Raw genomic sequence first — 17341 nt, forward strand, 5'->3', positions numbered from 1 at the left:
ACTGCCAGCAGGATGTTGGCTGGTCAGGACACGAACTCTGCTAAGAAGGTGTCATAATGAATGATTCGTTAAAAGCGCAATGTACCGCCGAGTTTTTGGGCACCGGGTTATTTTTGTTTTTCGGCATCGGCTGCCTGAGCGCGTTAAAGGTGGCGGGAGCCAGCCTCGGACTGTGGGAGATATGCATTATCTGGGGGTTGGGGATCTCGCTTGCCGTGTATCTGACTTCGGGGATCTCCGGCGGGCATCTCAACCCGGCGGTGACCGTCGCTTTATGGCTGTTTGCCTGCTTTCCCGGACGAAAAGTTTTCCCCTATATCGTTTCACAGGTTGCCGGCGCCTTTGGCGGCGCGGTGCTGGCCTATGTGCTGTACAGCACGATGTTTACCGAGTTTGAATCCGCCCACCATATCGCGCGCGGCAGCGTAGAGAGCCTGCAGCTGGCGAGTATTTTCAGCACCTACCCGGCGGCATCGCTGAGCATCTGGCATGCGGCGCTGGTTGAAGTGGTGATCACCTCCATGCTGATGGGGATGATTATGGCGCTGACCGACGACGGCAACGGCGTACCGAAAGGGCCGCTGGCCCCGCTGCTGATCGGCCTGCTGGTGGCGGTAATTGGCGCTTCAACCGGGCCGCTGACCGGCTTTGCGATGAATCCGGCGCGTGATTTTGGGCCGAAGCTGTTTACGTGGATGGCGGGTTGGGGCGATATCGCGATGACCGGCGGAAGGGATATTCCGTACTTTATTGTGCCGATTATTGCGCCACTGATCGGCGCTTGTCTCGGCGCGGCCATCTATCGTTATCTGATTGGTAATAATCTACCGTGTAATACCTGTAAATTAGAGGATTAAGGTCACGGCTGAAATAGCCAAAAATTTTCATGAACCGGTATCACGAACTCGCCAAAAACGTCTCCCACGGATGGGAGACTTTTGCTATCGTATTATTCTTTTATCGTTGGCGGCAATTGATGATGAAAGGAAGTAAATATTAAAGAAATGTTTTATTTATAACAAAAAATTAACTGAGAGGTTTTATCATGATTTCTGCGAGCACACTGAACTCAGAACTCATTAATAAAATCGCACAGGATTTTGCGCAGGCCACCAGTCTGGCGGTGGTGGTCGTCAATATTCATGGTGATGAAATATCTGAACTGTTTAACTTCACACCTTTTTGCCAGCTGATGCGCCAGCATCCCCAGCACAGCACCCGCTGTCGAATGAGCGACCGCTGCGGCGGGCTTGAGGCGTCTAAAACCGATCAGCTCTGTATCTACCGCTGCCACGCCGGGTTAACCGATTTCTCCATTCCTCTGGTCATTGCCGGGCACCTTGTGGGCTTTGTGCTTTGCGGCCAGGTGCGCTTAAGCAACGATGTTGAACTGGTCGATATCCTCAACGTGGATGACCGCTGGCAGGCCGACCCTGAGCTGCTTAAAGCGTTTCGCGACGTGCCGGAAATGGACTACTCCAGAGTGATTGCTTCTGCTGATTTACTGAAGCTTATCGTCGAAAACTGCCTTAAAAAACAGCTCAACTTTGTGGTGATTAAAGATAATCCCCAGCAGCCGGAACCTGCGCGCGCCAGCCGCGTTGCCAGCCCTCATGACAGTAAAATGAAGAAGGCGCTGCGCTACATTGATGCCCATTTATCCGATGAGCTTCGCCTGGAAGACGTCGCCGCTCACGTTTATCTCAGCCCCTATTACTTCAGTAAGCTGTTCAAAAAATATCAGGGTATTGGCTTTAATGCCTGGGTGAACCATCAGCGGATGGTGAGCGCCAAAGAGCTGCTTTGCCACAGCGACTGGAGCATCGCCAGCATTGCGCGGAATTTAGGATTTTCGCAAACCAGCTATTTTTGCAAAGTTTTTCGCCAGGCCTATCAGGTGACTCCGCAGGCCTATCGCCAGCAAATTAACGCCAGATCACAAACTGAGTCATTTTAAATGACAATAATTTGTTATTGCCGATTTTTGTTATGCCCGCGTATCTGGCTCATTATAAAATGAAAATATCTCATTCAGAGCAATAAATTGTCATAGCGCAACAAAATAATAATGAGAGAGCGATAAGCTGCACCAGTTTTTATTTATTTGATGAGATAGAGTGATATCCGAAATGGCTTTCAGCGCGCCATCGGCGTAATGAAACGGCTTTGGTAATTAAAAATTAAACACGACGGGAGCCATCCTGCTTCCGTAAGATGTTCCGGGAATCATTCGAGTGGGTTTCATCCCGCTCGATAAAATCGACAGGCGCCAGGGAAGGGGGTGTGAATCCCCCGCAGCCCCCGCTGCTGTGATGCTGACGAACCCATATATACGCTAAATAATTCGCGTTGTAGGAAGGCGGCAAGCGAGTGAATCCCCAGGAGCTTACACAGGTAAGTGACTGGGGTGAACAAGTAAAGCCAACGCACATACAACGTGAAGTATGACGGGTATGACCACTGATCTGCTTACCGGATTGGGAAGGATGGGAGAGGACGACGCTAAGCCAGAAGACCTGCCTGTCGGTAATAATCAACAACTTCGGTGGGAAGTGGGTTGCTCAGATGCGTACAGTCGAAAGACTGGGAATGCACGCAGCCCTACCACCCGGCACAGGATCGGGGTATGGCAGCCAGGCAGCACGCATTCATTCTTGCAGGTACCGGCAGCGGTTGTGGTAAAACTACGGTCACGCTTGGCCTGCTCAGCCTGTTGAAGCAGCGCGGCATGCGGGTTCAGCCCTGCAAAGTCGGCCCGGACTACCTCGACACCGGCTGGCACACCGCCGTCAGCGGCGTCGCTTCCCGCAACCTCGACAGCTTTATGCTCCCGGAGCCGGTGCTTAACGCGCTATTTTGCGAACAGATGCAGCGGGCGGATATCGCGGTCATTGAGGGCGTGATGGGGCTGTATGACGGCTTCGGTACCGACCCAGGCTACTGCAGCACCGCCGCGATGGCTAAACAGCTCGGCTGTCCGGTCATTTTGCTGGTAGATGGCAAAGCGGTTTCCACCTCCATCGCCGCCACGGTGATGGGATTTCAACACTTCGACCCCAGTCTTAACATTGCCGGCGTTATCGTCAATCGCGTCAACAGCGAAAGCCATTATCAGCTTCTCAAAGGCGCCATTGAACGCTACTGCGAGCTGCCGGTGCTCGGCTACGTACCGCGAGTGGAAGGGGTGGCGTTACCCGAACGCCATCTGGGACTGGTTACCGCCCGCGAGTCGCTGGTTAACCAGCAGCCGTGGCGCGATTTTGCCCAAACGCTGGCGCAAACGCTGGATATTGAACAGCTTCTTACCCTCAGCCAGCTCTCCATCCTACCTGCCGGGGAGTGGCCGACGCTGCCGTCCCCTGATGCTGGCGCGGGCCTGACGCTGGCGCTGGCCGACGACGAGGCCTTCAACTTTTACTACCCGGATAACCTCTCGCTGCTTGAACGCTGCGGAGTGAATATCGTGCGCTTCAGCCCGCTGCACGATAGCGAGCTTCCACCGTGCCAGATGATTTGGCTCGGCGGCGGCTATCCGGAAATTCATGCTGCCGCGCTGGCGGCCAATACGCCGATGCTGGCGCAGCTGCAGGAGGCACACCGGCGCGGGGTGGCGATTTACGCCGAATGCGGCGGTCTGATGTATCTCGGCAGCTCCCTGGAAGACGTCAACGGTGATATCTACCCGATGGCCAACCTTATTCCCGGCCATAGCAAAATGGGCAAACGGCTTACCCGCTTTGGCTACTGCGAGGCGCGAGCTATGCGCAAAACGCTGCTGGCGGCGCCGGGCGAAACCCTGCGCGGACATGAATTTCACTACTCGGATTTTACTCCCGAGTCCCCGGCGGTTCTGGCCTGCCGCAAGGTCCGCGACGGTATGACCCTTCAGCAGTGGTCCGGCGGCTGGCAGGTGGGCAACGCGTTCGCCAGCTATCTGCACCTGCACTTTGCGCAGCGCCCCACCATGCTCAACCACTGGCTGGCTGCGGCAAGGAGCGCGCTATGACGCTACTGGCATGGGGCGTTGCCTGGCTTCTCGATTTTATCATCGGCGATCCGCAAAGCTGGCCGCATCCGGTGCGCTGGATTGGCAACCTGATCGCCGCCGTTCAGCGCGGCGTGCGCCGCTATTGCCGTAGCGATGTTGCCTTGCGCATCGGCGGCGGGGTGATGTGGATAGTTGTAGTCGGACTGACGTGGGGCGTCTGCTGGGGCGTGCTGACGCTGGCGCAGAGGATTCATCCGTGGCTTGGCTGGCTGGTTGAGGTCTGGATGATTTTCACCGTGCTGGCCGGACGCTGTCTGGCGCAGTCGGCGCGGGACGTCGAGCGACCGCTGCGCGCGGGGGATCTGGCGGAAAGCCGTAGCAAGCTGTCATGGATTGTCGGGCGCGACACGTCGCAGCTTGCGCCGCAGCAGATTAATCGCGCGGTTGTTGAGACGGTGGCGGAAAACACCGTTGACGGGATTATCGCGCCGCTCTTCTTCCTGCTGCTCGGCGGCGCGCCGCTGGCGATGGCCTATAAAGCGGTCAACACCCTGGATTCGATGGTCGGCTATAAGCACGAAAAATACCGCGCCATCGGCATGGTTAGCGCCCGCCTTGATGATGTCGCCAACTTTATCCCCGCTCGCCTGAGCTGGCTGCTTATCAGCCTCGCCGCTCTCCTCTGTGGTGAAGCGAGTGGCCGCGCGTTGCGCATCGGCTGGCGCGATCGCTACAACCACAGCAGCCCAAACTGCGGATGGTCGGAGGCCGCCGTCGCCGGGGCGCTCGGCATCCGGCTTGGCGGCCCTAACGATTACTTTGGTCAGCGCGTGGAGAAGCCGTGGATTGGCGAGGCGACGCGCGACGTTTCCGTAGACGATATTTCCCGAACGATTCGACTGATGTGGGTGTCTTCGACCCTGGCGCTGGCGCTGTTTATGGCGATCCGGTTCTGGCTGGTCGGCGCAGCCTGAGGACAAATGAATGCACTATATCCAGCAACCGCAGGCGATTGAGGCGAAAAGCTTCGACATTATTGGCGACATTATTGCGCAGACCCGCCCGGACTACCGCTTTGCCAGCCCGCTACACGAAGCCATTATCAAGCGGGTGATCCACACCACCGCCGATTTTGACTGGCTGGATATCCTGTGGTTTTCTCCCGACGTGCTTCCTCGCTTAAGCGCCGCCCTGAGCCAGCCCTGCACGCTTTATACCGATACCACCATGGCCCTTTCCGGGATCAATAAAACTCTGCTGGCGAAATTCGGCGGCGAGTGCCGCTGCTATATCAGCGATCCGCGCGTGGTGGCGGAGGCCAAAGCGCAGGGGATGACCCGCTCGATGGCGGCGGTCGATATTGCGGTTGCCGAAGAGGGCGAGAAGGTGTTTGTTTTCGGCAATGCGCCCACCGCGCTGTTTCGTCTGCTGGAGCATGATGTCGCGGTCAACGGCGTGATTGGCGTGCCGGTCGGCTTCGTCGGCGCGGCGGAGTCGAAAGACGCCCTGACGCAGAGCGGCCTGCCGGGCATTGCCGCGCTGGGTCGTAAAGGCGGCAGCAACGTCGCCGCCGCTATCGTCAACGCCATTCTGTACCACTTACAGGGGGCGAGATGAGCGAGCAATCCTTCGACGCCCCGGTGTGGCACAACGGCAAGGCGCTGCGTAAAGGCTATACCACCGGATCCTGCGCGACGGCGGCGGCAAAGGTCGCGGCGCTGATGGTGATGCGCCAGCACCTCATTCATCAGGTCTCCATCGTGACTCCTTCCGGCGTCACCCTGTGTCTTAACGTCGAATCACCGCACGTCGAAGGGCAGCAGGCGATCGCCGCGATTCGTAAAGACGGCGGCGATGACGTTGACGCCACCCACGGCATGCTGATTTTCGCCCGCGTGACGCTCGACGACTCCGGCGAGATAACCCTGCGCGGCGGCGAAGGTATCGGCACCATCACCCGTAAAGGAATCGGCCTGCCTATCGGCAGCCCGGCGATTAACCGCACCCCGCGCCACACCATTGAGTCGGCGGTGCGCGAAGCGATAGGCCCGTCGCGCGGGGCGACGGTAGAGATTTTCGCCCCGGAGGGCGAGGAGCGGGCGCAGAAAACCTATAACTCGCGGCTGGGGATCCTGGGTGGTATCTCGATTATCGGCACCACCGGTATCGTGACGCCGATGTCGGAAGAGAGCTGGAAGCGTTCGCTGTCGCTGGAGCTGGAAATTAAGCGCGCGGCGGGGCTGGAGCGGGTGGTGCTGGTGCCGGGCAACCACGGTGAACGCTTCGTACGCGAGCAGATGGGCATCGACTCGCAGGTGGTGGTCACCATGAGCAACTTCGTCGGCTACATGATTGAAGAGGCCGTCCGCCTCGGGTTCCGTCAGATTGTGCTGATTGGCCATCCCGGCAAGCTGATTAAAGTCGCCGCCGGGATCTTCCATACCCACAGCCATATCGCCGATGCGCGCATGGAAACGCTGGTCGCGCATCTGGCGCTGTTGGGGGCGCCGCTGGCGCTGCTGCAACTGGTGAGCGAATGCGATACCACCGAAGCGGCGATGGAGCACATTGACGCATACGGTTTTCAGCCTATCTATAACCATCTTGCTGAACGCATCTGCCTGCGGGTGATGCAGATGCTGCGTTTTACCAAAACGCCGCCCGTCTGCGACGCCATCATGTTCTCCTTTGATAACAAGGTCCTCGGCAGCAATCGCCCGGTGGCCGAGATTGCGCGGGAGATGTCATGTTAACGGTGGTTGGCATGGGGCCGTCAGGCCTGCATTTGATGACGCCGGCGGCGCAAGATGCGGTCGCCAGTGCGGATGCGCTGGTAGGCGGTAAGCGGCATTTGCAGCAGTTCCCCGGATTTCGCGGCGAACGGTTTGCGCTGGGCGCCAATATTGCCGAACTGCTGGTCTGGCTCGGCGAACGCGCAGCGCAGAAGGTGGTGGTGCTGGCCTCAGGCGACCCGCTCTTTTACGGGATCGGCACGCGGCTGATAGCCCACTTTGGCATCGATCGCGTGCGCATTATTCCCGGTATCAGCGCGGTGCAGTATCTCTGCGCGAAGGCCGGTATCGATATGAACGATATCTGGCTGACCAGCAGCCACGGGCGAGACGTCTGTTTTGATGAGCTGGCGCGTCAGCGCAAGGTGGCGATGGTGACCGACGGGCGCTGCGGGCCGCGGGAAATCGCCGCCCAGCTGGCGGCGCGGGGTAAAGGGTATCGCTGGATGGTGATTGGCGAAAATCTGGCGATGGATAACGAGCGGATCCACTGGCTACCGGTCAGTGAGGTCGATGCCGAATATGAGATGAACGCGGTGGTGATCCTCGATGAAAGATGAGCTTTTTCTGCGCGGCGAGAAGGTGCCGATGACCAAAGAGGCGGTTCGCGCGCTGGCGCTGGCCAAACTTGAACTGCACCGGGCAAGCCACCTGATTGATATCGGCGCCGGTACCGGCAGCGTGTCGATTGAGGCGGCGCTGCAGTATCCCTCTTTGCAGGTAACCGCCATCGAACGCAACCCCGCGGCTCTCCGGCTGCTGGACGAAAATCGCCAGCATTTCACCTGCGGCAATATTGAGATCCTGCCCGGTGAAGCGCCGATGGTGATTACCGAGCGGGCCGACGCCATTTTTATGGGCGGCAGCGGCGGCCGTCTCGACGAACTGATTGACTGGTCGTGGCAGCAGCTCTATCCCGGCGGCCGTCTGGTGATGACTTTTATCCTGCAGGAGAACCTGAACGCGGCTCTCGACTATCTGCAGCAGCGGGGGATTACACAGATTGATTGCCTGCTGCTGAACGTTTCATCGCTGACCGCGCTGGGCAGCGGCCACTATTTCAAACCGAATAATCCCGTTTTTGTTATCGCCTGTCAGAAGGAAGAAAACCATGGCTGAGACATTTGACCCCCGTAGTGTGTGGTTCGTTGGCGCAGGGCCGGGCGACCGTGAGCTGATTACCCTCAAGGGCTACCGCTTGCTGCAGCAGGCCCAGGTGGTGATCTACGCCGGGTCGCTGATAAACACCGAGCTGCTGGAGTATTGTCCGCCCGGCGCCGAGTGTCACGACAGCGCCGAACTGCATCTGGAGCAAATTCTCGACCTTATGGAAGCCGGCGTTAAAGCCGGGAAAACGGTAGTGCGTTTACAGACCGGGGACGTGTCGCTGTATGGCTCGGTCCGCGAGCAGGGTGAAGAGCTGACCAAACGCGGTATCGACTGGCAGGTGGTGCCGGGCGTCAGCGCGTTTCTGGGCGCGGCGGCGGAGCTGGGCGTCGAGTACACCGTGCCGGAAGTCTCCCAGAGCCTGATCATCACCCGCCTTGAAGGGCGCACGCCGGTGCCGGCGCGCGAGCAGCTTGAATCATTTGCCAGCCACCAGACTTCAATGGCGATTTACCTTTCCGTGCAGCGCATTCACCGGGTAGCGGAGCGCCTGATTGAAGGCGGCTATCCGGCAACCACGCCGGTGGCGGTGATCTATAAAGCGACCTGGCCGGAAAGCCAGACCGTACGCGGTACGCTGGCGGATATCGGCGACAAGGTACGCGAGGCGGGGATCCGCAAAACGGCGCTCATTCTGGTCGGGAATTTCCTGGGCTCTGAGTATCACTACTCAAAACTCTACGCGGCGGACTTTAGCCATGAATACCGTAAAGCCTGAATCAATCGCACTTTTCTGCCTGACGCCAGGGGGCGTTCGGCTGGCGAAACGGCTGGCGGCGATGCTGCCGTTAACCTGCTTTACCAGCGAGAAGCTGCTGGAAGAGGGTTTTCTCCCCTTTGAAAACGGTTTTGCCAGCGCCGCGCGGGAGGCCTTCAGCAGCTATTCGGCGCTGATTTTCATCGGCGCCACCGGGATCGCGGTACGCGTGCTGGCCCCGCTGGTCAATGATAAGTTCAGCGATCCGGCCGTGGTGGTGATCGACGAACGCGGCCAGCACGTCATTAGCCTGCTTTCCGGCCATGCGGGGGGCGCGAATGCCCTCAGCCGCTATCTGGCCGGGATGCTCGGCGCCGACCCGGTGATCACCACCGCCACCGACGTCAACGAGTTGGCGGCCCTGGATACGCTGGCATTCCAGCTTAATGCCCGGATGAGCGACTTCCGCGCGGCGGTGAAAACCGTCAACCAGATGCTGGTCAGCCATCAGCGCGTCGGTCTGTGGTGGGACGAAGAGCTGGATGAAGACGTCCGCCACTGCGACCGGCGGGGGTTTATCACCGTGACCGATCTGCACCAGCTTCCCGAGCTGGATGCGCTGGTCTGCGTCACGCTGCGCAACGAACTGCCGCCGATCGCCGTGCCGCACTGGAAGCTGGTGCCGCAGCGGGTGGTCGCCGGAATTGGCTGCCGCCGCGATACGCCATTCCCGCTATTAGCGGCGCTGCTGGCGCGCCAGCTTGAGGCGCAGCGCCTGGATCCGCTGGCGCTGAAAGCTATCGGCAGCGTCACGTTGAAGAAGCACGAGCAGGGGCTGATTCAGCTGGCTTCCTGCTGTCGCGTACCGTTCGAAACCTTTCCCGCTGATGCCCTGCGCGAGCATGAGCATCACTTTCCCGCTTCATCGTTCGTCAGAAAAACCGTCGGCGTGGGGAGCGTATCCGGTCCGGCGGCCTGGCTGCTGAGCCATGGGCAACTGTTAGGCGAAACCCTGCGCGAACAGGGCGTCACTATTACTTTGGGAGTTTCACACTGATGTTAAGCGTAATCGGAATCGGCCCTGGCTCGCAGTCCATGATGACCATGGAGGCCATTGAAGCGCTGCAGGCGGCGGAAATCGTCGTTGGCTATAAGACCTACACGCACCTGGTGAAAGCCTTTACCGGCGATAAGCAGGTGATTAAAACCGGAATGTGCAAAGAGATTGAGCGCTGCCAGGCGGCGATTGAGCTGGCGCAGGCCGGACATAACGTGGCGCTGATCAGCAGCGGCGATGCCGGTATTTACGGCATGGCCGGACTGGTGCTTGAACTGGTCAGCAAGCAGAAGCTGGATGTGGAAGTCCGCCTGATCCCGGGGATGACCGCCAGCATTGCCGCCGCCTCGCTGCTGGGCGCGCCGCTGATGCACGACTTCTGCCATATCAGCCTCAGCGACCTGCTGACCCCGTGGCCGGTGATTGAAAAACGCATTGTCGCCGCCGGGGAAGCCGACTTCGTCATCTGTTTTTACAATCCGCGCAGCCGCGGCCGCGAGGGCCATCTGGCGCGCGCCTTTGAGCTGCTGTCGGCCAGTAAAAGCGCGCAGACCCCGGTGGGAGTCGTGAAATCCGCCGGACGTAAAAAACAGGAGAAATGGCTGACTACCCTGGGGGAGATGGATTTTGCACCGGTCGATATGACCAGCCTGGTGATCGTCGGCAACAAAGCGACGTATATCCAGGATGGCCTGATGATCACGCCGCGAGGCTACGTGCTGTGAGCCACGGCGAGGTGCTGGTGATGGGCGGAACCAGCGACGCGAGGGCGCTGTGTCAGCAGCTTGACGCGGCGCAGGTCCCCTACACCCTGTCGGTGGCGACGCCCACCGGTCAGCAGCTGGCGGGGGATATTCGCGGCCAGGTGCGCTGCGGGCGCCTCGAGCTGGAGGAGATGATCGCCTGGCTGAAGGCTAACCGGACCCGCTGGGTGATCGATGCTTCGCACCCCTACGCCGAAGCGGTAAGCCGCAATATCGTCCGGGCCTGTGAAACCGCCGGCGTGCTGCTGAGCCGTTATCAGCGCCCAGAGCAGCTGAGCGGCCTGACGCATCCGCTGCTCTATACCGTGGAGAGCATTGAACAAGCCTGCGAGGTGGCGCGGCGTTTCGGCCAGCGCGTGCTGCTCACCACGGGAAGTAAAGATCTGGCGCGCTGGCGGGCGGGATTAGGTGACAAAACGCTGCTGGCCCGGGTGTTGCCGGTCGCCGATGTCATCGCGCAATGCGCCGCGCTGGGGTTTGGCGTAGGCGAGATTTTCGCCCTGTGCGGGCCGTTCAGCGCCGCGTTCAACGCCGCTTTCTACCGCCAGTGCCGGGCCGACGTGGTGATCACCAAAGCCTCCGGGGCCGAAGGCGGCTATCAGGAAAAAGTACAACCCTGTCTGGATGCCGGTATCCCCTGCATCGTGATTACGCGCCCGGCGCCGCTGGTGACGGGTGAAGAGTTACTGGAAAGTCAGGCTGCCTTTGCCCGGCGCTTATCGCGCTGGCTGGCCGCTGCTTAAGGAGTCAGAAATGAAAAAAGCGCTTCTGGTGGTCAGTTTTGGCACCAGCTATCCCGACACCTGTGAAAAGAACATCGTCGCCTGCGAGCGCGAGCTGGCGGCCAGCTGTCCGGACCGCGACACGTTTCGCGCCTTCACCTCCGGGATGATTATCCGCAAGCTCAAACAGCGCGACGGTATTGAGATTGATACGCCGCTGCAGGCATTGCAGAAGCTGGCCGAGCAGGGCTACCAGGATGTGGCGATTCAGTCGCTGCACATTATCAACGGCGATGAGTATGAAAAGATCGTCCGCGAAGTGCAAAGCCTGCGCCCGCTGTTCCTCCGCCTGACGCTGGGGGCGCCGCTGCTGAGCAGCCATAACGATTATGTCCAGCTGATGCAGGCGCTGCGCCAGCAGATGCCGCCGCTTGCCGCCGATGAAACGGTGGTCTTTATGGGCCACGGCGCCAGCCATCACGCTTTCGCCGCCTACGCCTGTCTGGATCATATGATGACGGCGAAGGGATTTCCGGCGCGGGTCGGCGCGGTCGAGAGCTATCCGGAAGTCGATATTCTTATCGATAGCCTGCGCCAGCAGGGGGTGAAGGGCGTACACCTGATGCCGCTGATGCTGGTGGCCGGCGATCACGCCATTAACGATATGGCCTCGGACGAAGAGGACTCCTGGAAAACGCTGTTCAACGCCGCCGGTATCACGGCGACGCCCTGGCTGAACGGGCTGGGAGAGAATCCGGCGGTGCGCGCAATGTTCGTCGCTCACCTGCAGCAGGCGCTGAGCCTTGCAATGGAGGAGGCGGCATGAGCGGCAAACTATATGCCTTAAGTACCGGCCCTGGCGCCGCCGACCTGATCACCGTGCGCGCGGCGCGGGTGCTGGGCACGCTGGACATTCTCTACGCGCCCGCCGGACGTAAAGGCGGCGACAGCCTCGCGCTCTCCATCGTGCGCGAGTATATCGGCGAACGGACCGAAGTACGCTGCTGCCATTTCCCGATGAGCGCCGACAGCGCGGAAAAAGAGGCGGTGTGGGATGAGGTTGCCGCCGCGCTGGTTCAGGAAGTGGAAGCGGGCAAGCAGGTCGGCTTTATTACCCTCGGCGACGCCATGCTGTTCAGCACCTGGGTGTTCTTACTCCAGCGTATCGGCTGCCCGGAGTGGCTGGAGATTGTTCCCGGCGTCACCTCTTTTGCCGCCATTGCCGCGCGTTCAAAAACGCCGCTGGCCATGGAGCAGCAATCGCTGGCAGTGATCTCCTGCACCGCGCCGGAAACGGAAATCGAGCAGGCGCTGCGCCAGCATGAAAGCCTGGTGCTGATGAAAGTGTACGGGCGGTTTCCCCGCATCAAAGCGCTGCTGGCGAAAAACGGTCTGCTGGATGCCGCGCTGATGATGTCTGAAGCCACGCTGCCGGGCGAGCAGTGCTGGCGCCATCTCAATGACGTCAGCGACGACCAGCCGCTGCCCTATTTCTCGACCATTCTGGTCAATAAACAGTGGGAGTATGCAGAATGAAACTTGAACAACAGCTAAAACAGCTGTCTTTCAGCGGGTTAGCTGCGGCGCTATTGCTGATAGTGGTTCCCGAAAAGGCTTTCGCGATGCACATCATGGAGGGGTTTTTACCGCCGATGTGGGCCCTGGCATGGTGGCTGCTGTTTTTACCCTGCCTGTGGTACGGGCTGGTGCGCCTGCGCCGCATTGTGCAGGAAGATAACAATCAGAAGGTGCTGCTGGCGCTGTGCGGGGCGTTTATTTTTGTCCTCTCGGCGCTGAAAATTCCTTCCGTAACCGGCAGCTGTTCCCACCCGACCGGCGTCGGCCTGGCGGTGATTCTCTTCGGGCCTGGCGTGGTGGCGATCCTTGGCGCCATCGTACTGCTGTTCCAGGCGCTGCTGCTGGCGCACGGCGGGCTGACGACGCTCGGCGCGAACGGGATGTCGATGGCGGTCATCGGGCCGGTGGTCGGCTACATGGTGTGGAAAATGGCCTGCCGCGCGGGCATTCGCCGCGACGTCGGGGTGTTTCTCTGCGCGATGCTGGCGGATCTGGTGACCTACTTTGTCACCTCCGTACAGCTCGGCGTGGCCTTTCCGGATCCCGCCGCCGGCGCGACCGGATCGATCGTCAAGTTTATGGGGATCTTCTGCCTGACGCAGATCCCGATCGCCATTGCTGAAGGACTGTTAACCGTCATGATCTACGACCAGTTGACCAAACGTCAGCTGATTACCGCACAGGGGCATTAACATGAAAAAGACGCTGATATTGTTCGCCATGGTGGTGGCGCTGGTGATCCTGCCGTTCTTTGTCGATCACGGCGGCGAATTCGGCGGTTCAGACGGCGAGGCGGAGAGCCAGATTCAGGTGGTCGCGCCGCATTATGAGCCGTGGTTCCAGCCGCTGTACGAACCGGCTAGCGGAGAAATTGAGAGCCTGCTGTTTACGCTCCAGGGCTCTCTCGGCGCGGCGGTAATTTTCTATATTCTGGGCTACAGCAAAGGCAGACAGCGCCGTGATGACCGGGTTTGACCGACTCAGCTATCAGAGCCGCTGGTTTCACGTCGCACCGGAGCGCAAGTTCCTGTTCTGGCTGCTGCTGATGGTGCTGGCTTTTACCCTGCCTCCGCTGGGGCAGGGTATCGAAATGGCGCTGATTGCCGCCTTAACCTGCTGGCTGCTGCGGGTCTCGCCGTGGAGCTGGTGCCGTTGGATGGCGCTGCCGTTTGGCTTCCTGCTGATCGGTGTGCTGACTATTCTGTTCAGCGTTAGCCGCAATCCGCAGGATCTGCTGGTGAGCCTGCCGCTGGGCAGCGTCTGGCTGGGCATGACGTCGGAGGGGTTGACGACCGCCAATCAGACCTTCTGGCGCAGCCTGGCGGCGCTGGCGTCCACCTTCTGGCTGGTGCTGAATCTGCCGTTCCCGCAGCTTATTTTGCTGCTCAAGCGCGGACGGGTACCGCGGCTGCTGACCGAGCAAATCCTGCTGACCTGGCGTTTTATTTTTATTCTTTTAGACGAAGCGCTGGCGATTCACCGTGCGCAAACATTACGTTTTGGCTACCGTAGCGTGCCGAAGGGCTATCGTTCGCTGGCGATGCTGGTAGGACTGCTGTTTACCCGGGTGATGATTCGCTACCAGCAGATGAGCACCACGCTGGATATCAAACTGTATCAGGGTGATTTTCACCTTTAAGGATAAGTATGCTTGCCACGACCGATCTCTGGTTTCGCTATCAGGACGAGCCGGTGCTGAAGGGGCTGACGCTGGATTTTTCCCATCACGCCGTGACCGGACTGGTAGGGGCGAACGGCTGCGGAAAATCCACGCTGTTTATGAACCTGAGCGGTCTGCTGCGCCCGCAGAGCGGGGCGGTGCTATGGCAAGGAAAACCGCTGGACTACAGCAAGCGCGGCCTGCTGGCGCTGCGTCAGCAGGTGGCGACCGTTTTCCAGGACCCGGACCAGCAGATTTTCTATACCGATATCGACAGCGATATCGCCTTTAGCCTGCGGAACCTGGGCGTAGCGGAAGAGGAAATTGCCCGCCGGGTGGACGATGCCCTGACTCTCGTCGATGCCCAGGGGTTTCGTCACCAGCCGATTCAGTGCCTGAGCCACGGGCAGAAAAAGCGCGTGGCGATAGCCGGCGCGCTGGTGCTGCAGGCGCGCTATTTACTGCTCGACGAGCCGACGGCGGGTCTCGATCCTTCGGGACGCGCGCAGATGATCGACATCATTAAGCGTATTGCCGATCGGGGCAACCACGTGGCGATCTCCAGCCACGATATCGATCTGATCTATGAAATCAGCGATGCGGTTTACGTGTTACGCCGCGGCGAAGTGCTGGCGCACGGCGAACCCGGGGAGGTGTTTGCCCGCAGCGAACTGATGGCCCAGGCCGGGCTCACCCAGCCGTGGCTGGTGAAACTGCACGCGCAGCTCGGGCTGCCGCTGTGTAAAACCGAAGAAGAATTTTTTACGCGGATGCGAAGCAACGCGATGAAGGAGGCGTCATGACGCTGGCAATTATGTTACAGGGCACCGCTTCTGACGTCGGCAAAAGCGTGCTGGTCGCGGGGCTGTGCCGCATCTTTTATCAGGACGGGCAGCGCACCGCGCCGTTTAAATCGCAGAATATGGCGCTTAATTCCGGTATCACGCCGGATGGCAAAGAGATGGGCCGCGCGCAGATTTTCCAGGCTGAAGCGGCGGGTATTATCCCGGATGTGCGCATGAACCCGGTGCTGCTTAAGCCAACCAGCGACCGCAAAGCGCAGGTGGTGCTGATGGGCAAGGTGGCGACCGATATGGACGCGGTGAGCTATCACGAATATAAACCGCGCCTGCGGGAACAGATCCTCGCGGTTTATAACAGCCTGGCCGCCGAACATGATGTGCTGGTGCTGGAAGGGGCAGGAAGTCCGGCGGAGATCAATCTGCGCGATCGCGACATCGTCAATATGGGCATGGCCGAGATGGCCCAGTGCCCGGTGATCCTCGTGGCGGATATCGATCGCGGCGGCGTATTCGCCTCTATCTACGGCACGCTCGCGCTGCTGCACGATCGCGAGCGCGCGCGGGTCAAGGGCGTGATTATTAATAAATTTCGCGGCGACGTGGCGCTGCTGTATTCCGGGATCGAGCAGATAGAAGCGCTCACCGGCGTCCCGGTGCTCGGCGTCATGCCGTGGCTGGATGTCGATCTTGAAGATGAGGACGGCGTCGCGCTGCAAAAAGGGAAATATCTGCGCACCGACAGGCGCGATATTGAGATTGCCGTGATTCAGGTGCCGCACATCTCCAATTTTACCGATTTCAACGCGCTGGCGGCGCAGCCGGACGTCCGCGTCCGCTATGTTCGCCAGCCGCAGGAGCTGGCGGGCGTGGATATGGTGATCCTGCCGGGCAGTAAAAATACGCTCGGCGACCTCGGCTGGCTGCGCGAGAGCGGCATGGCGCATGCGGTACTGCAGGCCCGGCGTCAGGGCGTACCGGTGCTGGGGATCTGCGGCGGCTATCAGATGCTCGGCGAAACCATTATCGATGAGGTGGAGTCGGGGCTTGGCACGCAGCCGGGGCTGGGGTTGCTAAATACCGTTACCCACTTTGCGCAAAGCAAGACGACGACCCAGGTAACGGCAACCCTGGCAACAGCGCTGCCGGCGTGGCTGGCGGCAACGGCGGGGCTGGCCGTAAGCGGCTACGAAATTCATATGGGCGAAACCGAGCTGCGCGACGGCTGCCGTTCGCTGATGCAATTACATAAAGGCGGCCTGAGCGTGGCGGACGGCGCGGTCAGCGATGACGGCCTGGCGTTTGGCACCTATCTGCACGGCCTGTTCGATAGCGATGCATTTACCCGCGCGCTGGTTAACGGCCTGCGCCAGCGTAAAGGGCTAGCGGCGCTGGATAGCGATTTCGAGTATGCGCAGTATAAATCGCGCCAGTTCGATCTGCTGGCGGACGCGATGCGTCAGCATATTGATATCGAAAAAATCTACGCCATCATGCGCCAACATCAGGAGCCCGTATGCTGACTTTAGTGACCGGCGGGGCGCGCAGCGGTAAAAGCCGCCATGCCGAAGCGCTGATCGCCCATGCGCCGCAGGTACTGTATATCGCCACCTCGCAGGTCTTTGATGACGAGATGGCGGCGAGGATCCAGCACCACCGCGACGGCAGGCCCGCGCACTGGCGCACCGCCGAGCGCTGGCAGCAGCTTGATGAGCTGATCACCCCGGATATCGCCCCAGAGGAGGCGATTTTGCTGGAATGCATCACCACCATGGTGACCAACCTGCTGTTTGCGCTGGGGGGCGACAGCTCGCCGGACGGCTGGGATTATGCGGCGATGGAGCGGGCGATCGACGCCGAAATCGCGGTACTGATTGCCGCCTGCCAGCGCTGCCCGGCCCGCGTGGTGCTGGTGACCAACGAGGTAGGGATGGGGATTGTGCCGGAAAACCGTCTTGCCCGCCATTTCCGCGATATCGCCGGACGCGTCAACCAGCGCCTTGCGGCGGCGGCAGACGAGGTGTGGCTGGTGGTGTCGGGCATTGGCGTAAAAATCAAATAGGCCAGGCGCGCCGTAACGGGCGTTATTCTTCCTGCTGGCTCTGCTATGAGTCAG

General features: G+C 60.0%; 20 protein-coding genes and 1 riboswitch. All 20 genes read left to right on the plus strand.

The window, feature by feature from the left end; genetic code table 11:
* Positions 1–56 precede the first annotated feature (56 nt).
* Positions 57–857 (plus strand): propanediol diffusion facilitator PduF, encoded by an 801-nt coding sequence (gene pduF / locus ACSIPU_RS26675; RefSeq protein ID WP_004105118.1) that lies wholly within the window; start codon positions 57–59, stop codon positions 855–857.
* A 188-nt stretch (positions 858–1045) separates the two neighbouring features.
* Entirely contained in the window at positions 1046–1957 is a 912-nt protein-coding gene (gene pocR, locus ACSIPU_RS26680; RefSeq protein ID WP_064370267.1) for a transcriptional regulator PocR, read from the plus strand.
* Positions 1958–2247: 290 nt separating this feature from the next.
* Positions 2248–2538: riboswitch (cobalamin riboswitch) on the plus strand.
* Positions 2539–2626: 88 nt separating this feature from the next.
* Positions 2627–4006, plus strand: coding sequence for a cobyrinate a,c-diamide synthase (locus ACSIPU_RS26685; protein WP_196558184.1), 1380 nt, complete (start codon positions 2627–2629; stop codon positions 4004–4006).
* A complete protein-coding gene (gene cbiB, locus ACSIPU_RS26690; protein ID WP_004105111.1) occupies positions 4003–4962 on the plus strand; it encodes an adenosylcobinamide-phosphate synthase CbiB in 960 nt (319 codons plus the stop codon). Before ACSIPU_RS26685 ends, cbiB begins: the two co-directional genes overlap by 4 nt.
* A 10-nt stretch (positions 4963–4972) precedes the next feature.
* Positions 4973–5605, plus strand: coding sequence for a cobalt-precorrin-8 methylmutase (locus ACSIPU_RS26695; protein WP_004105109.1), 633 nt, complete (start codon positions 4973–4975; stop codon positions 5603–5605).
* On the plus strand, positions 5602–6741 hold the full coding sequence (cbiD, locus tag ACSIPU_RS26700) for a cobalt-precorrin-5B (C(1))-methyltransferase CbiD (RefSeq protein WP_004114997.1): 1140 nt from the start codon (positions 5602–5604) through the stop codon (positions 6739–6741). The genes ACSIPU_RS26695 and cbiD overlap by 4 nt, the downstream gene beginning before the upstream one ends.
* Positions 6735–7340 (plus strand): cobalt-precorrin-7 (C(5))-methyltransferase, encoded by a 606-nt coding sequence (locus tag ACSIPU_RS26705; protein ID WP_004114996.1) that lies wholly within the window; start codon positions 6735–6737, stop codon positions 7338–7340. The genes cbiD and ACSIPU_RS26705 overlap by 7 nt, the downstream gene beginning before the upstream one ends.
* Positions 7330–7899: a decarboxylating cobalt-precorrin-6B (C(15))-methyltransferase gene (locus ACSIPU_RS26710; RefSeq protein WP_004105104.1), complete on the plus strand. Its 570-nt coding sequence runs from the start codon at positions 7330–7332 to the stop codon at positions 7897–7899. Before ACSIPU_RS26705 ends, ACSIPU_RS26710 begins: the two co-directional genes overlap by 11 nt.
* Positions 7892–8665 (plus strand): cobalt-precorrin-4 methyltransferase, encoded by a 774-nt coding sequence (locus ACSIPU_RS26715; protein ID WP_004114994.1) that lies wholly within the window; start codon positions 7892–7894, stop codon positions 8663–8665. The genes ACSIPU_RS26710 and ACSIPU_RS26715 overlap by 8 nt, the downstream gene beginning before the upstream one ends.
* Positions 8646–9701, plus strand: a complete 1056-nt coding sequence (cbiG, locus tag ACSIPU_RS26720) for a cobalt-precorrin 5A hydrolase (RefSeq protein ID WP_023321549.1) — start codon at positions 8646–8648, stop codon at positions 9699–9701. Before ACSIPU_RS26715 ends, cbiG begins: the two co-directional genes overlap by 20 nt.
* Positions 9701–10426, plus strand: coding sequence for a precorrin-3B C(17)-methyltransferase (locus ACSIPU_RS26725; RefSeq protein WP_004105101.1), 726 nt, complete (start codon positions 9701–9703; stop codon positions 10424–10426). The genes cbiG and ACSIPU_RS26725 overlap by 1 nt, the downstream gene beginning before the upstream one ends.
* Positions 10423–11208: a cobalt-precorrin-6A reductase gene (locus ACSIPU_RS26730; RefSeq protein ID WP_004105100.1), complete on the plus strand. Its 786-nt coding sequence runs from the start codon at positions 10423–10425 to the stop codon at positions 11206–11208. Before ACSIPU_RS26725 ends, ACSIPU_RS26730 begins: the two co-directional genes overlap by 4 nt.
* Positions 11209–11218: 10 nt before the next feature.
* Positions 11219–12013, plus strand: coding sequence for a sirohydrochlorin cobaltochelatase (gene cbiK, locus ACSIPU_RS26735; protein ID WP_004105099.1), 795 nt, complete (start codon positions 11219–11221; stop codon positions 12011–12013).
* A complete protein-coding gene (locus ACSIPU_RS26740; protein ID WP_004105097.1) occupies positions 12010–12723 on the plus strand; it encodes a cobalt-factor II C(20)-methyltransferase in 714 nt (237 codons plus the stop codon). The genes cbiK and ACSIPU_RS26740 overlap by 4 nt, the downstream gene beginning before the upstream one ends.
* The gene (gene cbiM, locus ACSIPU_RS26745) at positions 12720–13457 is read left to right on the plus strand and encodes a cobalt ECF transporter S component CbiM (protein ID WP_004105094.1); all 738 of its coding nucleotides are present in this window, start codon (positions 12720–12722) and stop codon (positions 13455–13457) included. The genes ACSIPU_RS26740 and cbiM overlap by 4 nt, the downstream gene beginning before the upstream one ends.
* A 1-nt stretch (position 13458) precedes the next feature.
* A complete protein-coding gene (locus tag ACSIPU_RS26750; protein ID WP_004105092.1) occupies positions 13459–13740 on the plus strand; it encodes an energy-coupling factor ABC transporter substrate-binding protein in 282 nt (93 codons plus the stop codon).
* Positions 13727–14404: an energy-coupling factor ABC transporter transmembrane protein gene (locus ACSIPU_RS26755; RefSeq protein ID WP_049101331.1), complete on the plus strand. Its 678-nt coding sequence runs from the start codon at positions 13727–13729 to the stop codon at positions 14402–14404. The genes ACSIPU_RS26750 and ACSIPU_RS26755 overlap by 14 nt, the downstream gene beginning before the upstream one ends.
* A gap of 8 nt (positions 14405–14412) precedes the next feature.
* On the plus strand, positions 14413–15228 hold the full coding sequence (locus tag ACSIPU_RS26760) for an energy-coupling factor ABC transporter ATP-binding protein (RefSeq protein ID WP_004105088.1): 816 nt from the start codon (positions 14413–14415) through the stop codon (positions 15226–15228).
* Complete coding sequence (locus ACSIPU_RS26765) at positions 15225–16748, plus strand: cobyric acid synthase (RefSeq protein ID WP_064370264.1); 1524 nt, start codon at positions 15225–15227, stop codon at positions 16746–16748. The genes ACSIPU_RS26760 and ACSIPU_RS26765 overlap by 4 nt, the downstream gene beginning before the upstream one ends.
* Positions 16742–17287 (plus strand): bifunctional adenosylcobinamide kinase/adenosylcobinamide-phosphate guanylyltransferase, encoded by a 546-nt coding sequence (cobU, locus tag ACSIPU_RS26770; protein ID WP_004105085.1) that lies wholly within the window; start codon positions 16742–16744, stop codon positions 17285–17287. Before ACSIPU_RS26765 ends, cobU begins: the two co-directional genes overlap by 7 nt.
* The last annotated feature ends 54 nt before the right edge of the window (positions 17288–17341 follow it).

Source organism: Klebsiella sp. HN106 (assembly GCF_051209435.1).
Lineage (GTDB): Bacteria > Pseudomonadota > Gammaproteobacteria > Enterobacterales > Enterobacteriaceae > Klebsiella > Klebsiella oxytoca.

Coding starts and splice junctions, on each gene's coding strand:
- ACSIPU_RS26725 (WP_004105101.1), top strand. CDS start 9,701: ATGTTAAGCGTAATCGGAATCGGCCCTGGCTCGCAGTCCATGATGACC.
- ACSIPU_RS26740 (WP_004105097.1), top strand. CDS start 12,010: ATGAGCGGCAAACTATATGCCTTAAGTACCGGCCCTGGCGCCGCCGAC.
- pocR (WP_064370267.1), top strand. CDS start 1,046: ATGATTTCTGCGAGCACACTGAACTCAGAACTCATTAATAAAATCGCA.
- ACSIPU_RS26715 (WP_004114994.1), top strand. CDS start 7,892: ATGGCTGAGACATTTGACCCCCGTAGTGTGTGGTTCGTTGGCGCAGGG.
- ACSIPU_RS26695 (WP_004105109.1), top strand. CDS start 4,973: ATGCACTATATCCAGCAACCGCAGGCGATTGAGGCGAAAAGCTTCGAC.
- cbiM (WP_004105094.1), top strand. CDS start 12,720: ATGAAACTTGAACAACAGCTAAAACAGCTGTCTTTCAGCGGGTTAGCT.
- ACSIPU_RS26710 (WP_004105104.1), top strand. CDS start 7,330: ATGAAAGATGAGCTTTTTCTGCGCGGCGAGAAGGTGCCGATGACCAAA.
- ACSIPU_RS26705 (WP_004114996.1), top strand. CDS start 6,735: ATGTTAACGGTGGTTGGCATGGGGCCGTCAGGCCTGCATTTGATGACG.
- ACSIPU_RS26760 (WP_004105088.1), top strand. CDS start 14,413: ATGCTTGCCACGACCGATCTCTGGTTTCGCTATCAGGACGAGCCGGTG.
- cbiD (WP_004114997.1), top strand. CDS start 5,602: ATGAGCGAGCAATCCTTCGACGCCCCGGTGTGGCACAACGGCAAGGCG.
- cbiB (WP_004105111.1), top strand. CDS start 4,003: ATGACGCTACTGGCATGGGGCGTTGCCTGGCTTCTCGATTTTATCATC.
- pduF (WP_004105118.1), top strand. CDS start 57: ATGAATGATTCGTTAAAAGCGCAATGTACCGCCGAGTTTTTGGGCACC.
- cobU (WP_004105085.1), top strand. CDS start 16,742: ATGCTGACTTTAGTGACCGGCGGGGCGCGCAGCGGTAAAAGCCGCCAT.
- ACSIPU_RS26750 (WP_004105092.1), top strand. CDS start 13,459: ATGAAAAAGACGCTGATATTGTTCGCCATGGTGGTGGCGCTGGTGATC.
- cbiK (WP_004105099.1), top strand. CDS start 11,219: ATGAAAAAAGCGCTTCTGGTGGTCAGTTTTGGCACCAGCTATCCCGAC.
- ACSIPU_RS26765 (WP_064370264.1), top strand. CDS start 15,225: ATGACGCTGGCAATTATGTTACAGGGCACCGCTTCTGACGTCGGCAAA.
- ACSIPU_RS26685 (WP_196558184.1), top strand. CDS start 2,627: ATGGCAGCCAGGCAGCACGCATTCATTCTTGCAGGTACCGGCAGCGGT.
- ACSIPU_RS26755 (WP_049101331.1), top strand. CDS start 13,727: ATGACCGGGTTTGACCGACTCAGCTATCAGAGCCGCTGGTTTCACGTC.
- cbiG (WP_023321549.1), top strand. CDS start 8,646: ATGAATACCGTAAAGCCTGAATCAATCGCACTTTTCTGCCTGACGCCA.